The organism is Pseudomonas sp. DR48, assembly GCF_019823085.1.
GTDB lineage: Bacteria > Pseudomonadota > Gammaproteobacteria > Pseudomonadales > Pseudomonadaceae > Aquipseudomonas.
This window is the reverse complement of the sequence record NZ_CP081946.1, coordinates 5,107,693-5,128,576: the sequence shown is the minus strand read 5'-3', so window position 1 is coordinate 5,128,576 and position 20,884 is coordinate 5,107,693. Positions and strand designations below refer to the sequence as shown.

The window sequence follows — 20,884 nt, the reverse complement described above, 5'->3', positions numbered from 1 at the left end:
TCCTTGCACGCAATGGGCATGACGAACGTCAGTGCGCTCGTTCAAAAGTGGTCGTTGAGGTGACACGCACTCAGGTGGTTCGGCGAAACCTCCCTGAGTGTTGGAACTTCGCTGCGACAGCGCGTGGTGGCGTGCGGGCAACGAGGGTGGAAATGACACCCGGCGGGCGGGTTCAGCGGACTGGGGATTTCCCCTTTGACCGCGTCATAACGGGTGCTGCGGACATCGAAGCGCGGGATTTGCGCCAACAGTGCCTGGGTGTAGGGATGGTTGGCGCGGGCAAACAGGTCATCGACCGACGCGCTCTCGACCACGCGACCCAGGTACATCACAACGACGCGGTCGCACAGGTGTTCGACGACGCCCAGATCATGACTGATGAACAAATAGGTCAGGCCCAACTCGTCGCGCAGGTCCATGAACAGATTGAGAATCTGCGCCTGAATCGACACGTCCAGCGCCGCCACGGATTCATCGCAGACCAACAGTTGCGGCTGCACTGCCAGTGCTCGGGCAATGCCGATGCGCTGACGTTGACCACCACTGAATTGATGCGGATAACGCTGACGCAACTGAGGGCTGAGCCCGGCCCGTTGCAGCTGCGCACTGACGTAATCGTCGAAGCCTTGTTTGTCGGTCAAGCCATGCAGCAACGCGCCCTCGCCAACGATATGGTCGACCCGCAGGCGCGGATTGAGGCTCGACGACGGATCCTGAAAGATCATCTGCACTTGCAGGCGTACCGCCTGGCGATCTTGCGCCGTCAGGTTGTCGCGCAATTGACCGTTCACCAGCGCGGTGCCCGATGACACCGGCAGCAACCCTGCCACCAAGCGCCCGAGGGTTGATTTGCCACAGCCGGATTCACCGACCAGGCCAACTACTTCGCCACGAGCGATGCGCAGGTCCACGCGATCGACGGCGTGGGTCACTGGCTTGGGACGAGTCAGATGAAATCGTTGCAACAGGTGCTGGATTGAATGCTCAGGCACCGGTTTGCCAAAGGTTTTGCTGACCTTGCGCAGTTCAACGAGGGGGTTTTGATCAGTACGCATCGGCGGCTCCAGGGTGAAAACAACGAACCGTCTGGCCCGGCAGGACCTCCCGGGGTTCAGGTTCCTGTGCGCAAGCCACCGATGCTCGGGTACAGCGTTCGGCGAACGCACAGCCCGCCGGCATGGAGGACAAATCCGGCGCCATTCCGGGAATCTGGCGCAGACGCTCACCGCGCTTGTTGCGGCTCGGCAGGCTGTTGATCAGGCCTTGGGTGTAGGGGTGTTGCGGACGATCCAGCACATCGGCGACCGGCCCTTGTTCGACGATGCGCCCGGCGTACATCACCGCCACGTCATCGGCCAGCCCGGCCACCACTGACAGGTCATGGGTAATCCAGATCAGCGACGTGCCCTGCTCGCGCACCAGTTTCTGCGCTTCGCTGAGAATCTGCGCCTGGATCGTCACGTCCAGTGCCGTGGTCGGCTCATCGGCAATGATCAGGTCCGGCGAATGCAGCAGTGCGATAGCAATCGCCACCCGCTGGCGCATGCCACCGGACAACTGATGGGGATAGGCGCGCAGACGTTCCTCAGGGCTGGCGATGCCCATCAGTGCCAAGGTTCGGCTGGCGTGCTCACGAGCCTCGCGCTTGCTCAGCGGGCGATGGGCACGCACCGCTTCGATCATCTGCGTATCGACCCGCAGCACCGGGTTGAGCGTCATCATCGGGTCCTGAAAAATCATCGCGATCCGATTGCCTTGTAACGCGCGCAGTTGCGAAGCCGAGAGTTTTGTTAGATCACGACCTTTGAATAACACTTGGCCGCCACTGATACGACCGGGCTCATCCACCAAGCCGAGAATCGAAAACCCGGTCACCGATTTACCCGACCCCGACTCGCCCACCAGCCCCAGAATTCGACCTGGCTGAACGCGTAACGACAGATCGCGCACCGCCGGCAGTACGCCTGCCCGGGTATGGAACGAGGTGCAAAGACCACGTACTTCCAGGGTTGGCTGCTGCAAAGGCACTTCGGGCAGGCTCATCGCTGCAACCTCGGGTTCAGGACATCGCGCAATCGGTCGCCGACCAGATTGATCGCGACAATGGTGATCAACAGCGCCAGCCCCGGAAACAGGCTGATCCAGTATTCGTTGCTGAGCATGTACTGGAAGCCGTTGGCGATCAGCAGGCCCAGGGAAGGCTCCGTCACCGGCACACCAAGACCGAGAAACGACAAGGTCGCTTCCAGCGTGATAGCGCGGGCGATCTGCAAGGCGCCGATGACAATCAGCGGCGGCAGGCAATTGGGCAGAATATGCCGGGTGACGATGCGCCACGGACCGATACCCTGCCCTCGCGCGGCCTCGACGTATTCGCGGCGGCTTTCAGTCAATGCCTGACCGCGAGCAGTGCGGGCGTAATAGGCCCACTCCAGCAGGATCAACGTGAGCATCACATTGCCCACGCCCTTGCCCAGCCAGGCGAGAATCATCAGTGCCATGAGAATCACCGGGAACGACAGCAGCAGGTCCACCAGACGCATCAACAGCGCATCGACCCAGCCACCGACATAGGCCGAGACCAGGCCCAGCAGCGTGCCGATCAACGCCGCAATCAACGCCGAACCGATCCCCACCCACAAACTGATGCGCAAGCCATACAGGATTGCCGAGACCAGGTCGCGACCTTGGCCATCGGTGCCGAGCCAATAGGTGTAGCCGCTGTCCATGTTGGCGCTGCCGGGTGCCAGGCGTGCATCCAGCACGTTGAGCTGCATCAGGTCGTAGGGGTTTTGCACGACGATCCATGGGGCAAAAACCGCGACCACCACGATAGCCAGCAACGCCAGCAGAGCGACGACTGCCGTCGGTGAGCCCTTGAACTCGACGAACACCCGGCGCCAGGGCGACTGGGCCTGCAACCGCACATTAAGGGATGTTGTTTTTTGAATGGCATTCATCGGGAGGCCTCGCTACGCACGCGGGGGTCGAGCACGTAATACAAGCCGTCGACAATCAAATTGAGCACCACGAAGATCACCACGACCACCATCAAATAGGCCACCACCACCGGACGATCCAGGGTGTTGATGCTGTCCAGGATCAGCTTGCCGGCGCCGGGCCAGGAAAAGATGCTTTCGGTCACCACCGCGTAGGCAATGGTCGACCCCAACTCCATCGCCAGCACCGTGACCAGCGGGATCATGGTGTTGCGCATGACGTGCATGCACATCACCCGCATCGGCGAGAGCCCCTTCGCCCGGGCAAATTTGACGAACTCCTGTGGCAGCACTTCGCGAACACCGGCCCGGGTCAGGCGCAATACAAGCGAAATTTTGAACAGCGCCAGGTTCAACGCGGGCAACAGCAGGTGCTGCAGGCCATTAAGGGTCAGCCACGACCACTGCACGCCCAGCCATTCGCGGGTATCGCCCCGCCCGCTGGCGGGCAGCCAGCCCATTTTGATCGAGAACAGCATGATCATCATCAATGCCACCCAGAACGCTGGCAGCGAAAAGCCCACGATGCTGCAAGCCATCATCAGCCGCGAGAACGGGTGATCGGGATAGGCGCCGGCAAACATGCCCAAAGGAACGCCAATCACGATGGCCAGGAACAGCGCGCAGAACGCCAGTTCGAAGGTCGCCGGCAGTCGTTGCAGAATCAGGCGCATGGCGTCTTCGTGATAGACAAAACTCTGGCCCAAGTTGCCGTGGACAGCGCCCTTGAGAAAAATCAGGTATTGCGCCCACAGTGGCTGGTCCAGCCCCAGGTGCGCGATGGCCTGCAAGCGTTCGGCCTGATTGAGGTCCTCCCCCACCAGAATGTCCATGGGATTGCCGATAGCGTTCAGACCGATGAACACCACGAGGGTCATCAGCACAATCACCAGCAGCGACTGAGTCAATCGTCGCAGGGCCCAGCCGATCATTGCCGTGACTCTTCAGCGGTCGGCCGGGCAGCCACCCACTCATCGCCCAGCAGTTCAGGGTCTGCATAACTGCGTATCGACTCGAAATGCAACGCGATGTCGTCGTTGAACAATTGGCCGACCAAGGCCTGCGCCAGGCGCTTGGAGCCTTCGCTGATGGCCGGGATATCCCCGGACACCGCACCATAGGTCAGTGCGGCGGGATAGCTGAAGCAATGGATGTGGTTCAGCCCCGGACAGTGGCCGGGCAGCTTTTCCTGAAACTCGAAACAATCGCCCAGGTCCGGCAGTTCGGACATCTCGGCATCAACTTCTGTGGACGGCGCCTCGAAGCGATCCCGCCAGACGCGGATGTGCGAGGCGAACGGTGCGAATTCCGGGCGTTGTTTAAAGTCAGTTCGAAAGCCGGTAGCGAACACCAGAAAATCCGCGTCGATTCGGGCAGTGGGCGTGTGCAGCCACAGGCCGCCGGCCGGATTTTCTTCCACCGACACCACCGGGCTGCTCAACAGGAACCGCGCCTTGCCGGAGTTGGACACCCTGAGCGTACTGCCGCGCGGTGGCGGCACCTGCTGGGTATTGAGGTAGTTGCGAATGCGCCATTTCCAGGCGTCCGGCAGGCGCCAGTAGCCGTGGATCATTCCCGGATTGCCGGCGCCTTTGCCTTTGTTGATTCGGGGTAGCTCGGCGCGGCGGATCAGCAGATCGACCCCCTTCGCACCCGCTTCCAACGCGGTGGCGGCACTGTCCATGGCGGACGCCCCGCCACCGATGACCGCGACACGCTTGCCTTCAAACCAGGCGTTCTGCAAACCGTGCGCAGAATGTGCCCAAAGATGACTCGGCAGCCGCCGGGCGAACTCAGGCACCCAAGGGCCGCCCAAACCGTCGCGTCCGGTGGCCAGCACGACATGACGCGCCAACAGATGATGCGTCTGCGCCGACGTCACGACGGCCAGCTCAACCAATCCGTCAGCCCTTGGCGCAACCCGGCTGACGCGATGTTCATTGCGCACATCCAGCGCCAGGACCTTGCGATACCAGCGTAAATAATCGGCCCATTGCAGACGCGGAATTTTGTCCAGGGCGGCCCAGCCCTCAGCGCCGAATTGCGCTTCGAACCAGGCACGGAACGTCAGCGCGGGCAACCCGAGCGCCGGCCCGGTGAGGTGTTTGGGTGAGCGCAAGGTTTCCATACGCGCGGTGGTGGCCCAAGGGCCTTCGAAGCCTGCTGGCGACTGATCGAAGATCACCGCAGCGACACCCAGGTGACGCAGCTCGGCGGCAAGCGCCAGACCGGCCATGCCGCCGCCGATGATCGCCACGTCAACCACCGCCGCCCCCTCGTTGAAGCGCGGCTTGACCCAGGGATTGGCAGGCAGGTCGAGCCAGGCCAGGTCTTGGCGCAAGCGTGCTTCGAGTGCCGCAAGGCTTGCGGGTGGATTCACATCGGACATTGATCGCTACTCGATGATGATCGAGAGCAATTCACTCGACCCTTGGTTCGAACACTACAAACGCTTCATTGGCCGCACAAAATGAATGCTTGGCGCCATTGAATGCTTAAAGTGAATACTAGAAGGGGTTTTTTATTCTCGCAACGCGCAAAAAAACATATTGATAGACGCAAATGGAATTAACGAGCCGCGTTATCAGACCTGCGCGACTTACTCGGCGTAGATGCTCTGCAACAGCGCGTCATGCACACTGGCTTCATGCATGACCATATGCGGCAGCAGCAATTTTGCCGAAACGGCAATCTCGTCGATCAACGCCCGCGTCACATCGGACACCGGGTTGGCGAATGCCGAAATCAAGCCGAAGAAGAACGGGATATTGCAGGCAATCGGCCTGACCACCACGCCTTCCAATGGCACCCCCACCGCGGTGAAGGGATCGACCAGGGCAACGCCCAACCCGACCCTGGCCATCTGCATCGCGACCAATGACGTGTTGGTATCGAGCATGTGCGGCGGTGAGCCTCCGGCGTCAAGAAAGGCCTTGTCGACGCGCCGACGAAAACGATACGGATTGGCCATGGTGATCAGGGTCTGCTGTACCAACAGCTCCATGGACAGTACTTCGTACGCCGCCAATTCGGAGTTGGCCGGCAACACCGCGACACAGGGCGCCTCGCCGATCCAGTGAATATCCAGTCCGCGATGTTCCAGCGGCAAGCTCACGGCGCCCAGATCCATGGTTTTCGACAACACCGCCTGCACCACGTTTTCCGGGGTCATGCTCTGCAACTGGATCTGCTGCGGACGCAAGCTATCAGGCAAGCGTGACAACGCCATCGGCAACAACCCAAGCGCCAGCGCCGAGATCGCTACCAATTTGATCTGATGATTTTCTTCCCGGGCGATGTGCTGGGCACGCTGGCGAATGTTGCGAATCCCCAGCAATGCGCTTTCGACTTCGGCGTACATCATGAACGCCTTGTGGGTGGGCGTGACCTTGGGTCCGCTGCGCTCGAACAAGGCAAAACCGAGCTCTTGCTCCAGCTCCTGGATAACCCTGGTCACCGAAGGCTGGGAGCGGCCAAGCATCTTTCCTGCCGCGGTGACACTGCCCGCCGACATCACAGCAGCAAACGCTTCAAGCTGACGCAGATCCATAAGCACGCCTTGATCAATACACAACGGACAGGGGCCCCGGCATGAGACTCCATGATTCGAAGCGCGAAAGTCTACACACTGTTGGGACATATATCGCGCCAGCGATCCCTCTACAGCCATCCCTATAGCCAATCCCAGCCCACCTGCGCCCCTTTGACCTCGATCTATACATATTCCTCAACGATATTTAAAAAATAGTTTTTATATCTATAAAGTCGATAGCTAGCTCCCCATCGACTCTCGGTTAGCCAAGCCCCCTTAACCATTTACACTCGAGAACATCATGAAAGGCACCAAGCTCCGTTCGTTGTCAGCTGCCCTCGGTTCCACCGCTCTGTTGAGCGTCGTGTTTGCTTCCTCTGCCATGGCCGGCTTGCTGGAGAAAGGCCGCGCCAGCGGACTGACCGCGGGCATTGCCAACGAACAGCCCTATGCCTATATCGGTACGGATGGAAGGATTACGGGGGCCAACGTCGAAGTATTGCAGGCCATTTTGAAACCGCTGGGCATCACCAGGATCGACACGCCAATCACCGATTTCGGCTCGCTGGTTCCCGGGCTTGCTGCCGGGCGCTTCGACCTGATCGGTGCGGGCCTGTTCATTAATCCCAGTCGCTGCAAGGTCATCGGCTACTCCAACCCTGTCACCCATTCCGGCGGCGCTTTTATTGTCAAAGCGGGCAACCCGTTGAAGTTGCACAGCCTCAAGGATGTCGCCAGTAATCCCAAGGCGCGACTGGCCACGCAAACCGGCACCAATCAGGTACAGGAAGCCAAGGACACCGGCATTGCCGCCAACAATGTGATCCTGTTCGACAAAGATACCGAGGCGTTGGCCGCACTCCAGGCCGATCGTGTCGACGTGGTGTATTTCCCCGATGCCGAAATTATCAGCCTGGTGAAAAAAGCGGACAGCCCGGCGGTCGAACGCGCCCTGCCCTTCAATCAGATTACCGATGCACAAGGCAAGCCGACCTGGAATTACCACGCCTATGGCCTGCCAAAAAATGATCCTGAATTCACCCAAGCGTTCAACGACCAGCTGTCGAAACTACGGGCTTCCGGCGAGCTGCTGAAAATTCTGCAAAAGTACGGCTACACCGAAAATGAATTGCCGGACGCCGGCGTGACGGCTGCACAACGCTGCGCACTCTGACACTCATCGCACTGAGAGAACTTCATTTTGCACAAGCACATCATCGGCAAAAACGGCACGTTGAGCTGGGGAACGCTGACCTTTGACTCGCCATTGCTGGCGGATCTGCAACTGCCGTTTTTCGACATCCAGGCGCCGCTGCCAGGGGCAAAACTGGCGATCATCGCCGGTATGCACCCCAACGAAGTCGATGCCATGGAAGCGGCGCTGCGCCTAAAGGACCATTTCGCCCGGCATCTGCTGCGGGGCTCGGTTTCGATTCTGCCGGTGCTGAACATGCCCGGTCTGTTCGAGCACGCCGAATTCGTCTGTCCGGTGGACGGCAAAAACCTCAACTTCCTCTCACCCGGTGATTTGCAAGGCTCTTTCAGCCAGGTGTTGATACATCATGTGTTGCACGAATGGGCGAAAGAAGCCGACGTCTTTATCGACTTGCACGGCGGCGACTTGCGCGAGGACGTCGCCAAATTCGTCATGTGCCAGATGACCGGTGACAGGGATTTCGATCAGCACACTCGAGCGTTGGCGCATCAGTTCGATGCCGACAGCATCGTCGAATTCGCGGCGGAGCAAACCAACAATCGCGGGCGCGCCACCAATGAGCTGCCGAGGCTGGGCCGCCATGCAGTCATGGCCGAAGGCGGCGCCAACGGCGTGTTTGACCCCGAGTGCATCGCGTTTCATTTCGATGGCGTGGCCAACATCGCGCAGTTTCTCGGCCTCACCGAAGAACGCGCAGCCGTATCGAAACAGCGGCGTAATATCGTGGTGAGCAACTTCGACAAGGTCGAAGCGCCCATCAGCGCACGACTGTATCTTGATGTGGCAGCCGGCGATCCGGTGATTGCCGGCCAGCGCCTCGGACGCCTGAAGGATCTTTACGGCAACCCCCAGGGCGAGTTGCTGGCGCCCCACCACGGATTGGTGCTGATGGTCGTCAACCACCCGATTATCAACCAGGGCGAATGGCTGATCAGTCTCGCACCGTTGCCTGCCAGCACGCTTTGAACCCCGCGGCAGCAAACGGCCTCCACCCACACGAGCACAGGCCATGTTTTTCGAATCTTCCACGATAGAGACCGCTACCTTCATTGCCCGGCAGCTCGCAACGGGGGCACTGACGACACTGGAAATCACCTTCCTCGCAGAACTGGTGGTGTTGCTGATGTCGTTCATCATCGCGCTGATGCGCCTATCACCCTCGCGGAGCCTGCGCTGGATCGCCACGGTGTACGTCGAAGTGTTGCGCGGCATCTCTGCCCTGGTCCTGCTGTTCTACCTGTTTTTCATTTTGCCGTTGTTCGGTATCAGCCTGTCACCCATGACCACCGGCGTCATCGGCCTGGGCCTTACCTTTTCCGCCTATGGCTCGGAAATAGTGCGCTCGGCACTGATCAACGTCAGCCGAGGGCAGCGCGATGCATTTCGAGCGCTGGACTTTGGGCCAGTGACCGCGTTTCGCCGAATTCTGTTGCCCCAGGCCCTACCGTTCATGCTACCGCCGCTGGGTAATCAACTGGTGGAGCTGATGAAAACCACCTCTCTGGTGTCCTTGATTACCCTGAGCGACCTGACGTTTTCCGGCGGACAATTGGTGACCACCCTGGGACAACAGACGCTGATCTGGAGCATCGTCCTGGTGTGCTATTTCGTCATGGCCTGGCCGCTGAGCTGGTTGGTCCGGCGTTATGAGCGACATGTCACGGCATGGCGTCAGGTGAGCCCATCATGAACTTCGACTACGCCTTTGCCTGGTCAATCCTGCCGGATCTGTGTCGCGGCCTGCTGGTTACCATCCAGGTGGTGGTGCTCGGCTTTATGCTCGCAGTGTTGTTGGGGTTGCTGTTGGCGATTGCCCAGCGCTCCCGGATTACCATCGTTCATGCCGCAAGCACCGGCTACCTGAGCTTCTTTCGCAACACGCCGTTGATGGTCCAGTTGTATGTGCTGTTCTTTGCCTTTCCGCTGGCGGGGATCACCCTGCCAGCGATCTCCACCGGTGTCATCGGCCTGGGGCTTTATTACAGCGCCTACATCGCCGAGGCCTACCGGGGCGCCATCGAAGGCGTGCCGGCCGGGCAATGGGAAGCCGCCAGGGCGCTGGATTTCGATACGGCGACGACCTGGCAAAGGATCGTCCTGCCCCAGGCGCTGAAACCGATGCTGCCGATCCTCGGCAACTATCTGATCGGCATGTTCAAGGAAACCCCGCTGCTGGCTGTGATCACCATCCCGGAGCTGTTCCAGGCGGCCAAGCAAATCGCGGGCATGACCTACCGCTACAACGAACCCTATACCGTCATGGCCCTGATGTTCCTGGCGATCAGCGTGCCGACGTCCCTGTTCTTCAAACACCTCGAAAGGCGCAGCCATGACTGATCTCACCCACACCCAGAGCCTTGCGCCGGTGCAAATTTCGCTCAAGCAAGTGGTGAAAAGCTTTGGCAGCACCCGGATTATCGATCACCTCGACCTGAGTATCCCCCAAGGGCAGAAAGTCGCTTTGATCGGCCCGAGCGGTTCAGGGAAATCCACGGTGCTGCGCTTGATCAAAGGGCTCGAAAGCTATCAGCACGGCAGCATAGAAGTGGCCGGCGCCCCGATTCCTGTCAAGCACTGGCGTTGGCCAAGTGCCAGAAGAGCGCCCGTGGTGCATCGCGTGGGCATGGTTTTCCAGCATTTCAACCTGTTCCCGCATTTGACGGTTCAGGAAAACATTACCGAGGCACCTTTCCGGGTGCTGAAACTGAGCCGCGAAGAAGCCAACGCCCGCGCAGAGCAATACCTGGGTTTGGTCGGATTAAGCCACAAGGCTGACGCGTTCCCGAGCCAACTGTCAGGTGGCCAACAGCAACGCGTGGCGATTGCCCGAGCCCTGGCAATGCGCCCGCAAGTCATGCTGTTCGACGAAGTCACCTCGGCGCTGGACCCGGAACTGGTCGGCGAGGTGTTGGCGGTCATCCGCGCCATCGCCCATGAACAGCAAATGACGATGTTGTTGGTGACCCATGAAATGAAGTTCGCTCAAGACATCGCTGATCGAGTGCTGTTTATGGAGGCAGGGAAAATTGTCGCCGATGGCACACCCAGGCAAATATTGGTTAATCCTGATAACGAGCGGACCCGACGCTTTCTGAACCTGGTTGAGCAACGTTAATCATTGATCACGGCTGCTCGATCACCTCTCCAACTCCCAAGTCCGACTGAAACCCGTTCAAGCGGTCGGTAGCATTTGCCGCTGGACAGGGGCTTTTGAATAGCCCTGTCCCGGGATATCCGTTAGCAGACTGCGCGTGTATTCGCTGGCCGGAGACTGAAAGATCTGCTCGCAGGCGCCCTGCTCGACGACCCGCCCCGCCTGCATCACCACCACCTGATTGGATATCTCCCGGACCACGGCCAGATCGTGGGAGATGAACAGGTAACTCAGACCGAGCCTTGTTTGCAGCTCCCCAAGCAGCTTCAGAATCTGTCCTTGAACCGAAGCATCCAACGCCGATAACGGCTCATCGAGCACCAACAGTTCAGGCTCCAGCGCCAGCGCTCGGGCAATTGCCACGCGCTGACGCTGTCCTCCGGACAGTTCAGTGGGACAACTGCCCAGCAAACGGGCTGGCAGCTCCACTTGCTCCAACAGGATCGCCGCTTGTTTGCGTCGCCAGGCCGCATCCCCTACTGCGAAAGCTTGCATTGGCTCGCAGATAATTTGTTCAAGGCTCAGACGCGGATTGAGCGATGCGTAAGGGTTTTGATAGACCACCTGAATCCGTCGACGCAGGGCCAGCCACTCACGCTTTGAAACCTGGGTAATGTCCTGACCATCGAACAAGACGCTACCCATGTCGGGGCGCTCCAGACCAAGGATCAACCGCGCAGTGGTGGACTTTCCCGAGCCCGACTCACCCACCAGGCTGGTAGTGCCATGTCGCGGCAAATGGAAGGAAACCCCATCGACCGCCGCCGGCCCAGGGTTGCGCCAGGTGGAGAAATCTTTGCTCAGGTTCTTCACCACCAGTAACGTCGCAGGCTTGCCATCGACCTGCGGCACGCTCGCCGACGTCCGCCGTTGTTGCACGGTCAGACTCGGTGCGGCGTTGAGCAGCTGTTGCGTGTAGGCGTGTTGCGGCGCCTGGAAAATCCGCCGGGCATCACCGGACTCGACGATTCGCCCCTGGTGCATCACCAGCAACCGATCGGCTCGATCCAGCGCCACACCCAGGTCATGGGTAATCAGCAAAACAGCCGTCCCGCGCTCCCGGGCCAATGCCTGCAAGCGATCAAGAATCTGCCGCTGCACCCCGACATCCAGCGCACTGGTGGGCTCATCTGCAATAATCAGCGGCGGGTCGTTAGCCAGAGCGATGGCAATCAATACGCGCTGACGCATACCGCCCGAGAGCTGATGGGGATAGCCGCGCGAGACGCGCTCCACCTCCGCCAGACCGACTTCACGCAGCAGTTCCAGGCTACGTTGGCGAGCGAGGGGTTTCGGCACGCCGTGCAAGGTCAATGCTTCAATCAATTGGCTGCCGATACGCTTGACCGGGTCGAGTGACAAGCCGGGATCCTGAGGCACAAAGCCGATACCGTGCCCGCGAATTGATTGCCACTGGCGCTCGCTGACTTGCGTTATTTCCTGACCCGCCAAGCGGATACTGCCGGCCTCGATCTGCGCATTGGCGGGCAGTAAACCCACCAGCGCCGCAGCCAGGGTCGATTTTCCCGAACCGGACTCGCCGACAATCGCCAGGATCTCGCCGGGCTGCAGTTGAAAATCGAGGCCGGCCACCCCCTCGATCGGCCCTTCGCTGCCCTGATAAGCAATGCGCAGGCCACGCACTTCCAGCAAGTGTTCCTGTTGCAAACTCATCTCCGTACTCCCTATTCATCTTGTAGAGCCCTGGCCAACTGGTTGGCCGACACCACCACGGCAGCCACCACCAACCCCGGCAAACTGGTGTACCACCAGGCAGAAATCATGTAATTGCGCCCTTCAGAAACCAGCAACCCCCATTCCGGCTGCGGCGGTGGCGCGCCGAACCCGAGAAAGCTCAATGCCGACACCGCCAGCACCGCGCTGCCAAACTCCAGGGCCGCCAAGGCCAGCACCGGTGCGGTCGCATGGGGCAGGATGTGCCTGACGATAATGGTCCACGGCCCGACACCGCAGGCCGACGCAGCTTCGACAAAGGTGCTGGCGTTCCAGCGCAGCACTTCGCCCCTGACCAGCCGCACGAACGTTGCAACCGAAGACAAGCCAACCGCCAGGGCAATGTTCAAGGTGCCGAAGCCCAGGACGGTGATCACCGCCATGGCCAGCAGCAACGCTGGAATCGCCATCAGTATTTCCACCAGGCGCATCAATATGGCGTCGACCCAGCCCCTGAAAAAACCGGCCAAAACACCCAGCACCATGCCACTGAACAAGGCGATCACCACGGCCAGCAGCGTCGCGCGCAACGACAGCGCCGAGCCGTGTACGGTGCGGCTGTACAGATCGCGACCCAGATGATCGGTGCCAAACCAGTGCTCCAGAGAAGGCCCCTGTAACGCGTGGGCCGGCACGCCCAGCAAGGGATCAAAGCGACTGAACAGGTGAGGCCAAAGCGCCCAGCCCAATACCAGCAACAAGACCAACAGCCCCAATGGCAACAACGGTCGTCGGCGCAGCGTTCGCAGCAAGGTGGCTTGCCAGCCCAAGTGCCTTTGCGATTGGCGCGTAGCGGGCAGCGCATTAATCAATCCGTCGCTCATCCTCTGGCTCCTGTCGCGCAAGCGCGGATACGCGGGTCCAGCAGCGGGTACAACAGGTCGACCAGCAGATTGACGACAATAAAGATCAGCGCCGCCAGCAGCACCACGCCCTGGACCATGGGGATGTCCTGCGTGCTGACGGCGGCTTGTGCCAGCCGTCCGACGCCTTCGCGGGAAAATACGGTTTCCGTGACCACCGAACCGGCCAGCAGCGAACCGACGATCACCCCGGACAGACTCAGAATGGGGATCACCGCGTTATGCAGCACGTGCACCAGCAACAGACGCAGCGGGCTCAGCCCCTTGGCCCGCAATGCATCGACGAAAGGCTGACGCCAGGTCGCGGCCAATGAGCGTGCCAGCACTTGAGCGATCACCGCGCCGGTGGGAATGGCCAGCGTCAGGGCTGGCAGCACCAACGAGGCCAATCCCTGATTACCCATCGCCGGGAACCAGTGCCAGCCAAAGGAAAACCACTGCAACAGCAGTAACCCGACCCAGAAGGTCGGCACCGACACCCCGATGGCAGGCAGCCCGAGCAACAAATCGCACAACCAGGCACGGCGCGTCAGGCTTGCCCCCAACGCCAGCCCAATACCGGACACCAACGCCACTAACAGAGACAGAATGGTCAGCGCGGCAGTTTTCGGCAGCGCTTGGGCCAACGCCCCGGAAACTGGCTGGCCACTCTGGATCGAATGGCCAAAATCCAGCTGCACCGCGTGCCACAGGGCAATCCCGTACTGAACCACCAGCGGCTCATCAAGATGATATTGCGCACGCAACGCGGCGACCTGCTGCTGATTTACCGTGCTCTGCTCGCCACTCTGATTGAGCATGATGCTCACCGGGTCGCTGGGCAGCGCATAGAGAATCAGGAACGACAGGCTGAACGCTGCCCACAGCACCAACACGGCCTGCCAGGTGCGCGACAACAGATAGTGCCTGATACCCGGACCGCGACGGCGTCTCGCAGCCGGGCTCGCACGCCCTATGGATTCACTCATCGTCCGGCCCTCATGGCTGCAACCAGGTGTCGAAAAACTGCAACCGCGACGAGGCTTCATAGTGCAGGCCATGAACTGTATTGCCGTGGGCCAGGATCGTCGCCAGTTCAACCAGCGCAATCGCATGCCCATCGCGTAAAAGCAACTCGCTGGCCTGATCGATCAAGCTCTGGCGTTTGGCGCCGCTCAGGGTCTCGGCGGACTCGCGTAACAGTCGATCCACTTCGCCTGGTTGCCGTTGGTTGATGTTGTAACCCGCCGCATCGAACAGAGTGCGCAAGACATCAGGATCGGCTCTGGTCAGATTGAGAAAGCGCAGACTGAAGTCGCCACTCGCCTGTAGCGCGGTGACCTGGCTCAAGGTCGACTTGTTCAGGCGCAGGTCAATCCCCACTCGTTTCAATTGTTGTTGAACCAGTTCGAGAATCGGTGTCGGCTGCCAGTAGTCGAGTCGAAATGACAGGCGCTGGCCATCTTTACTGCGCACCCCATCCGCACCCGTCTGCCAACCAGCTTCATCGAGCAGCCGTCGGGCGCCATCCGGGTCGTAGGTCAAAAGGCTGGAGAAGTCCCGATACAACGGCGTGCTGCTGGCCAGCAACGCACTGGCGGGTTTCTGATAGCTGGAAATAATGCTTTGCAGTTCGGCTCGATCAATCGCTTTGCTCAGCGCCTGCCGCACCTTGATATCGGCGAAAAGCGCCGTCGATTCGTTCAGCGCCAGGTTGTACACCACCCCAGGATTGGCTCGGGTCAAAAGCACCAGGCCCTGGCTTTCGATGCTTTGCTCGTCTTGTGGGGCCACCCCGGTGTTCACATCGATCTGGCCAGACGCCAGGCTCCCCAAACGCACCCCTGACTCGGGAACGATCAGGAATTCGATGCCGTCCAGCCAAGCCTTGCCCGTATGGCCAGCTAACGATGACGCCCAGTCATAGTCATCGCGCCGATGCAGCGATACGCCCTGATTGTGCACAAAGGATTTCAAGGTGAAGGGACCCGAGCCGATCAACTGGCCTTGGCAACGGTCACCTGCCATCAGACCGAGGGTCGTGCGCGACAGCAGGCCCAACGTCATGGTTGACGTCGCCTGGAGGAACTGCGCGTTTGGCTGCTCGAATTCGACCACAACGGTCTGGCTGTCGGGTGTCTCGATGTGCTTGAGCCCGGCCAGATAGGTTGAGCCCAGGATCGAGCGCGCGCCAAGGGCGACGATGCCTTCGAAGTTGGCTTTTACCGCCGCCGCATCAAGCACCGTGCCGTCGCTGAAGGTCACGCCTTTGCGCAAGGTAAAGGTGAAACGTCGAGAGTCCGGATCGATCTCCCAGCGCTGCGCCAGCCACGGTACGATTGCGCCATTGAGCGGGTCCTGATCGGTCAGAGAGTCGACCAGTTGCCGCCCGACATTGAGCGCGGTGTTATTCCCCGCCTGCTGTGGGTCGACACACTGTGGATCACCCTCCAGCGCGACCCGAAGCGTGCCACCGTTTTGCGGTTTGGCGGCAACCGCGCCGGTCTTGTTGCTCTGCGGATCGCCGCAAGCCCCCAGCAGCAGCGCCAGCAGCGGCGCACTCAGAGACAGCCAGCGCAACCGCTTCGTCATCTTGTACCGCTCACTCATGATTCAGCCTCTTTCAGTGGCTGCAGGTTCTGGACGCAGTGGCGGTTTTCGATGTAGGGCAAGCCGAGGTTTTCACGCAAGGTTTTGCCCTGATAATCACGCCGGAACAGCCCGCGGCGTTGCAGTTCAGGCACCACGCCATCGACAAAATCGCCAATGCCCTGCTGCAGGCCCGAGAACATCACATTGAAACCGTCCGCGGCACCATTCTCGAACCACTCCTGAAAATCGTCGGCAATGCTTTGTGGGGTGCCGATCAAAATCCGATGGCCACCGGCGGTGAGTTTGTTGAACAGCTCGCGCACCGTAGGACGCTCCCGGCGGATCAGGTCGAACACCAGCTTCTGCCGGCTCTTATGGGTGTTGGTGTCGAACTGCTCGGGGGGCAATGGCACCAGCGAGTCGAACGGCAGTTCAGACAAGTCGAAACCCAAACTGGTAAAGCGCGAGATCGAACTGAGAAAGGCTTTCGGGTCCTGCAATTCCTGCAACCGGTCGTATTTGGCCTGGGCCTCGGCCTGGGTTCGGCCAACGACTGTTGAGACGCCCGGAAGCACCTTCAGATGTTCGGGATTGCGCCCCAGACGCTGGGCGCTCTGCTTGATTTCGCGATAAAAGGCCTGCCCCTGCTCAACCGTATGCTGGGCGGTAAAGATCAACTCCCCGGCCCTCGCCGCCAGTCGCTTGCCCGAGTCGGATGAGCCCGCCTGGGCAATCACCGGATAACCCTGCACAGGGCGCGCGGCATTCAGCGGTCCCTGGACCTGGAAGTACTTGCCGTGGTGATTGAGCACATGCAATTTGTCCACGTCGAGCCAGCGACCGGATGCCTTGTCCTGGACAAAGGCATCGTCCTGCCAACTGTCCCAGAGGCCAGTGACCACATCGTAGAACTCCTCGGCACGCTCATAGCGATCAGCGTGCTTGATGTGTGCATCGAGGTTGAAATTTTCCCCGCCGCCCAGCGATGTCACCAGGTTCCATCCTGCCCGACCGCCACTCAGATGATCGATGGAAGCAAACTTGCGGGCGATGTTGAAGGGCTCGTTATAGGTGGTGCTGGCCGTGGCGATCAATCCGATATGACGCGTCGCCAACGCCAGCGCTGGCAGCAACACCAATGGGTCCCAGCGCACACTGTTGGGACCGCTGGCGAGTGCTAATGGATCGAGATCGACACTCACGGTGTCGTTGAAGAACAACGCATGAAAGCGCGCGGCTTCAAGTTTTTCGGCAATCCAGCGGTAGTGTTCGAAATCGCGGAATGAATCGTTGGCAGCCGCGGGGTCACGCCACGCGGCGCCTTGTATGCCGGCGCTGGGAATGAAGGCGCCGAGGATGATCTGTCTGTCACGTTGGCTCATGTTGGCGTCCTCATCAGAAGTTGTAGGTCACGCGGGTGTACCAAAAGCCGCCGTAAGGATCGAACGGCGAGATGCTGCCGAACTTCGGAAAGCCGTTGGTATCGCCGTTGGGGTAAGCGTTGTTATCGGCCTTGACGTTGAGCAGGTTGTTGGCCCCCACGGCCAGGTTCAGACTTTTGGTCACGTCATAGGCGACCTCCAGGTCAGTGAGCCATTTGGCACCATAGGTGACGTCAAAATCGGGGTTCACATCCCGGGCGATGACTTTGTCGTAACGGTTGAGGGAGGCGTTGATATCGAACTTGTCGATTTTCCAGTTGGCACTGAGGATCAGCTTGGTCTTGGGGTTGGCGACCGTCAGATAACCTTGGGCCACCCGATCGAACAACACCAGGTTGCTGCCAGCAGCGGTGAGCGCGGCCGGTGTCGACTTGATGCTGTCGATTTCGGTTTTGTTGTAGTTGAAGCCCACTCCGTATTTGACGTTGCCCAACGCGCCGTAATCGACACGGTAGTCGGTGACCAGGTCCACACCACGGGTGGTGGTGTCCGCCGCGTTGGTGAAGTACTTCACCCGGTAACCAGGCCGGAAGCCATTGGCCTGGAGGATCTGGTCGACACCGTTGCCAAACAGAAAACCGGTCTGGGCGATGCGGTCCCTGATTTCGATCTGATAAGCATCGAGGGTGATGCTGGCTTCGGGCAGCGGCTTGTAGGCGAAGCCAACGCTGATGTTGCGCGACTTCTCCGGCTTCAGATCCTCAGCACCCAACGCTTGGGCTAACGGTGAGTCAACGCGCACCGATTTGGCTTCCACAAACTGTGCGACACCATTGACGAGGGTGTATTGGTTAGCCGTTTGGGCATACACCGATTGCGACAACGACGGGGCACGGAACCCGTTGCTCAAGGTGCCTCGGATAGCGAACTCAGGCGTGAAGTCATAGCGCAGCGACAGCTTGCCGCTACTGGTGTTGCCGGAACTGTCGTCATAGCTCTCAAAGCGACCCGCCAGGCCGACATAGAATTTCTCGGTCAGGTTGATCCCCAGATCGGCATACGTCGCGTAGCTGTTGCGACTGGCTTGACCGGCGTCTTCCGGGGTCAGGGTAATCGCGCCCTGAGCCCCGACTGCCGCTGGCTGGCCGCGTAAAGGACCACTGGGGTAGATGTAGCCGCCATTGATGTACGACAGCGGATCATCTGACTCGGTCTTGTAGCGTTCATGCCGGTGCTCAAGGCCTGCGGACACTTGTAATGGCTTGGCCAAGCCGACTTCGAACGCACGGGTCAGGTCGAGATTGTTGGTCCACTGGTCAAAGTAATTGGTGTAGCTGTCGAAGTGGGTCGGGCTCGAAGGCCCCAGGGAGGCGTTGAGGGTTTCGTCGGCACCGGCCTGCCCCTTGTCGCGGCCAAAGGTCGAGCTCAAGTCCCAGCTCCAGTCGGCCACCAGGCCCTTGGCACCTCCGGCAACCTGGTAATCCGTTTCCTCGAGGGTGTAGAACGGCGCCGTACCGTCGGGGTAGATCTCGGGGATGATGTTGGTGGAATTGGGTCGGCGGAAGTTCTGCCCGCCCCGCGCATCGCGCTTGGTCAAGGTCGAGAATGAGTAAAGGGTGACATTATCCAGGGGCAGTTCGGCGTTGTAGGCCACCCCCAGCGCCTTGATTTTCGGCAAACCGTTTTTCTGCACGTCCTTGTCGGCCGTCGCCTCGCGCGGGTCGGCCGAACCATCGGGTTGCCGGTAGTAGAACGCACCGGTTGCGTCGCGCGCGCGAACGGCGGTCTGCTGGGACTTGGCGTCCAGGGCAAAGTTGAAGAAGCCCTCATTGGGCAGTTCGAAACCCTTGTTCAGCGTCTGGCGGATAGTGCCACCATCACCCTTGGTGTACTCGCCATAAGAGGTGCTCACCGAGCCGCCACTGTCGTTCTGCTTGAGGATGATGTTGATCACCCCGGCAATCGCATCTGAGCCGTACTGCGCCGAAGCACCATCACGCAGTACCTCGATATGGTCGATGGCGCTGATCGGGATCATGTCCAGATCGACCGGGTTGGTGCCGTAGGCCGCCGTTGAATCGAGGTTGACGACCGCACTATTGTGACGGCGCTTGCCATTGACCAGCACCAGCACATTGGAGCCGTTCAGGCCGCGCAAACTGTAAGGCCTGGCGATGCTGTCGTTGGAGGACCCCGAAGGGCGTTGCGAAAATGACGGCAAAGTCCTCTGCAAAGCCGTGCGCAGGCTGTTGGCGCCGGTTTTTTCCAGTTGCTGTGCGCTGATAACGTCGATGGGCGATGGGCTGCTGGTGACCGTGCGCGCCTCGCTGCCGCGGGAGCCGGTGACGATGACCGTATCGAGGGTGTCATCGGTGGTGGCTGCATGGACCGGCAGTAACGCGAAACCTGCAAACGCCAAGGGGGCAAGTTGCAGCTTCGAAACACAAGGGTTCGATTTCATGTGAGATCAACTGTTCAAAAGATGAGAGAAGTCGTTGCGCCATAACGGTCGGACATCGACGCTTTGGCTGATCAAGCGGTTCTCGTAGAACAGGTCTGCAACCTGTTGCTGCGAGGCAATGGCGGTGTCATCGATACCGATAAGGCGTGCCAACTGGCTACGCTGCCGGAACTGATGCAGGTACAGCGCGCGGTCGATACCGGTCAGCGCTTCACTGCGTTGTGCCCAGCGTTCGGGATGGCCGTTGACCCACTCCCAAGTGGCCTTCTCGCGCTGCAAAAAGTCGCCGATCTGGCTGCGGCGCGAGGGATCGGCGAGCACTTGTTCAGTGGTGGCGATGACGTAATTGCCGGAGTAGTAGCGGCTGACGTTTTCCAGTAACTCGCCATCCATTTGGCTGGCGGCTTGCAAGGCACTGATTCCGCCGGTCGCCAACGCGTCGATGTGGCCATTGCGAAACGCGGTCAAGGCATCCTGCATCGGCAACGGCACCGCCTGTACATCAGCCAGGGACAAACCGTTCTGGCGCAGCATGTTGAGTACGAAGTAATGAGTATTGGTGGCCCGCACATAACTGATGGTCTTGCCCCTCAGGTCGGCAATGCTGCGGATCCCGGAGCCTTTCTTGACCACGATGCCACTGTCGTTGTTATCGCCCTTGTAGACCGCGATCAACGCCAACGGCACCTTGGCAATCGAAGCGAAAATCGGTGGGATCTCGCTCATGAATGCATAATCCAGATCCCCGCTTCTCAGGGCCTCGAGCACCAGATTGCCGCCACCAATATCCACCCATTCCACGGGGTAAGGCGTGTCCGCCTGCCCGGCATCGACAAGAAATGACGCCGCCGAGCCTTTGTAGCGCCAGACCCGTAAAGGCGCTGGCGAAGCCTGGGCGTCGAGCAGCGTTCCGGCAGCCAGGACGCCGGTGGCAAGCAGCAATGTGCGACGAGAGAGCGAGAGCATGGTCAG

At 60.1% G+C, this 20,884-nt stretch carries 18 protein-coding genes; 5 read left to right on the top strand and 13 right to left on the bottom strand.

Annotation, left to right across the window (positions count from 1 at the left end; translation table 11 throughout):
* Positions 1 to 41 precede the first annotated feature (41 nt).
* From K5K95_RS23340 to K5K95_RS23315, 6 genes are all read right to left on the bottom strand, one after another.
* Entirely contained in the window at positions 42 to 1,055 is a 1,014-nt protein-coding gene (locus K5K95_RS23340) for an ABC transporter ATP-binding protein (RefSeq protein ID WP_222586321.1), read from the bottom strand.
* Entirely contained in the window at positions 1,045 to 2,043 is a 999-nt protein-coding gene (locus K5K95_RS23335; protein ID WP_222586320.1) for an ABC transporter ATP-binding protein, read from the bottom strand. Before K5K95_RS23335 ends, K5K95_RS23340 begins: the two co-directional genes overlap by 11 nt.
* Positions 2,040 to 2,960 (bottom strand): ABC transporter permease, encoded by a 921-nt coding sequence (locus K5K95_RS23330; RefSeq protein ID WP_222586319.1) that lies wholly within the window; start codon positions 2,958 to 2,960, stop codon positions 2,040 to 2,042. The genes K5K95_RS23335 and K5K95_RS23330 overlap by 4 nt, the downstream gene beginning before the upstream one ends.
* Entirely contained in the window at positions 2,957 to 3,931 is a 975-nt protein-coding gene (locus tag K5K95_RS23325; protein ID WP_222586318.1) for an ABC transporter permease, read from the bottom strand. Before K5K95_RS23325 ends, K5K95_RS23330 begins: the two co-directional genes overlap by 4 nt.
* On the bottom strand, positions 3,928 to 5,388 hold the full coding sequence (locus K5K95_RS23320; protein ID WP_222586317.1) for an NAD(P)-binding domain-containing protein: 1,461 nt from the start codon (positions 5,386 to 5,388) through the stop codon (positions 3,928 to 3,930). The genes K5K95_RS23325 and K5K95_RS23320 overlap by 4 nt, the downstream gene beginning before the upstream one ends.
* A 210-nt stretch (positions 5,389 to 5,598) precedes the next feature.
* Positions 5,599 to 6,549, bottom strand: coding sequence for a LysR family transcriptional regulator (locus K5K95_RS23315; RefSeq protein WP_222586316.1), 951 nt, complete (start codon positions 6,547 to 6,549; stop codon positions 5,599 to 5,601).
* A gap of 283 nt (positions 6,550 to 6,832) precedes the next feature.
* On the opposite strand from K5K95_RS23315, the gene ehuB reads away from it, so the two are divergent.
* The 5 genes from ehuB to K5K95_RS23290 are packed head-to-tail and all read left to right on the top strand — an operon-like array spanning position 6,833 to position 10,862.
* Complete coding sequence (ehuB, locus tag K5K95_RS23310) at positions 6,833 to 7,705, top strand: ectoine/hydroxyectoine ABC transporter substrate-binding protein EhuB (protein WP_222586315.1); 873 nt, start codon at positions 6,833 to 6,835, stop codon at positions 7,703 to 7,705.
* A 27-nt stretch (positions 7,706 to 7,732) separates the two neighbouring features.
* Positions 7,733 to 8,713: a succinylglutamate desuccinylase/aspartoacylase family protein gene (locus K5K95_RS23305; RefSeq protein WP_222586314.1), complete on the top strand. Its 981-nt coding sequence runs from the start codon at positions 7,733 to 7,735 to the stop codon at positions 8,711 to 8,713.
* A gap of 43 nt (positions 8,714 to 8,756) precedes the next feature.
* Positions 8,757 to 9,437: an ectoine/hydroxyectoine ABC transporter permease subunit EhuC gene (ehuC, locus tag K5K95_RS23300; RefSeq protein WP_222586313.1), complete on the top strand. Its 681-nt coding sequence runs from the start codon at positions 8,757 to 8,759 to the stop codon at positions 9,435 to 9,437.
* Positions 9,434 to 10,084, top strand: a complete 651-nt coding sequence (ehuD, locus tag K5K95_RS23295) for an ectoine/hydroxyectoine ABC transporter permease subunit EhuD (protein ID WP_222586312.1) — start codon at positions 9,434 to 9,436, stop codon at positions 10,082 to 10,084. Before ehuC ends, ehuD begins: the two co-directional genes overlap by 4 nt.
* Positions 10,077 to 10,862 (top strand): amino acid ABC transporter ATP-binding protein, encoded by a 786-nt coding sequence (locus K5K95_RS23290; RefSeq protein ID WP_222586311.1) that lies wholly within the window; start codon positions 10,077 to 10,079, stop codon positions 10,860 to 10,862. The genes ehuD and K5K95_RS23290 overlap by 8 nt, the downstream gene beginning before the upstream one ends.
* 57 nt (positions 10,863 to 10,919) lie before the next feature.
* Here K5K95_RS23290 and K5K95_RS23285 read toward each other — a convergent pair whose 3' ends face one another.
* From K5K95_RS23285 to K5K95_RS23255, 7 genes are read right to left on the bottom strand one after another with little or no spacing between them, the layout of a single operon-like run.
* The gene (locus tag K5K95_RS23285; protein WP_222586310.1) at positions 10,920 to 12,575 is read right to left on the bottom strand and encodes a dipeptide ABC transporter ATP-binding protein; all 1,656 of its coding nucleotides are present in this window, start codon (positions 12,573 to 12,575) and stop codon (positions 10,920 to 10,922) included.
* 11 nt (positions 12,576 to 12,586) lie between these two features.
* Complete coding sequence (locus K5K95_RS23280; protein ID WP_222586309.1) at positions 12,587 to 13,459, bottom strand: ABC transporter permease; 873 nt, start codon at positions 13,457 to 13,459, stop codon at positions 12,587 to 12,589.
* Positions 13,456 to 14,466, bottom strand: coding sequence for an ABC transporter permease (locus K5K95_RS23275; RefSeq protein ID WP_222586308.1), 1,011 nt, complete (start codon positions 14,464 to 14,466; stop codon positions 13,456 to 13,458). Before K5K95_RS23275 ends, K5K95_RS23280 begins: the two co-directional genes overlap by 4 nt.
* Before the next feature lie 10 nt (positions 14,467 to 14,476).
* On the bottom strand, positions 14,477 to 16,087 hold the full coding sequence (locus K5K95_RS23270; RefSeq protein WP_261398042.1) for an ABC transporter substrate-binding protein: 1,611 nt from the start codon (positions 16,085 to 16,087) through the stop codon (positions 14,477 to 14,479).
* The gene (locus K5K95_RS23265; RefSeq protein ID WP_222586307.1) at positions 16,084 to 17,451 is read right to left on the bottom strand and encodes an LLM class flavin-dependent oxidoreductase; all 1,368 of its coding nucleotides are present in this window, start codon (positions 17,449 to 17,451) and stop codon (positions 16,084 to 16,086) included. The genes K5K95_RS23270 and K5K95_RS23265 overlap by 4 nt, the downstream gene beginning before the upstream one ends.
* A 13-nt stretch (positions 17,452 to 17,464) precedes the next feature.
* Entirely contained in the window at positions 17,465 to 19,912 is a 2,448-nt protein-coding gene (locus K5K95_RS23260) for a TonB-dependent receptor plug domain-containing protein (protein ID WP_222586306.1), read from the bottom strand.
* 6 nt (positions 19,913 to 19,918) lie between these two features.
* Positions 19,919 to 20,878: an ABC transporter substrate-binding protein gene (locus K5K95_RS23255; RefSeq protein WP_222586305.1), complete on the bottom strand. Its 960-nt coding sequence runs from the start codon at positions 20,876 to 20,878 to the stop codon at positions 19,919 to 19,921.
* Positions 20,879 to 20,884: the final 6 nt, after the last annotated feature.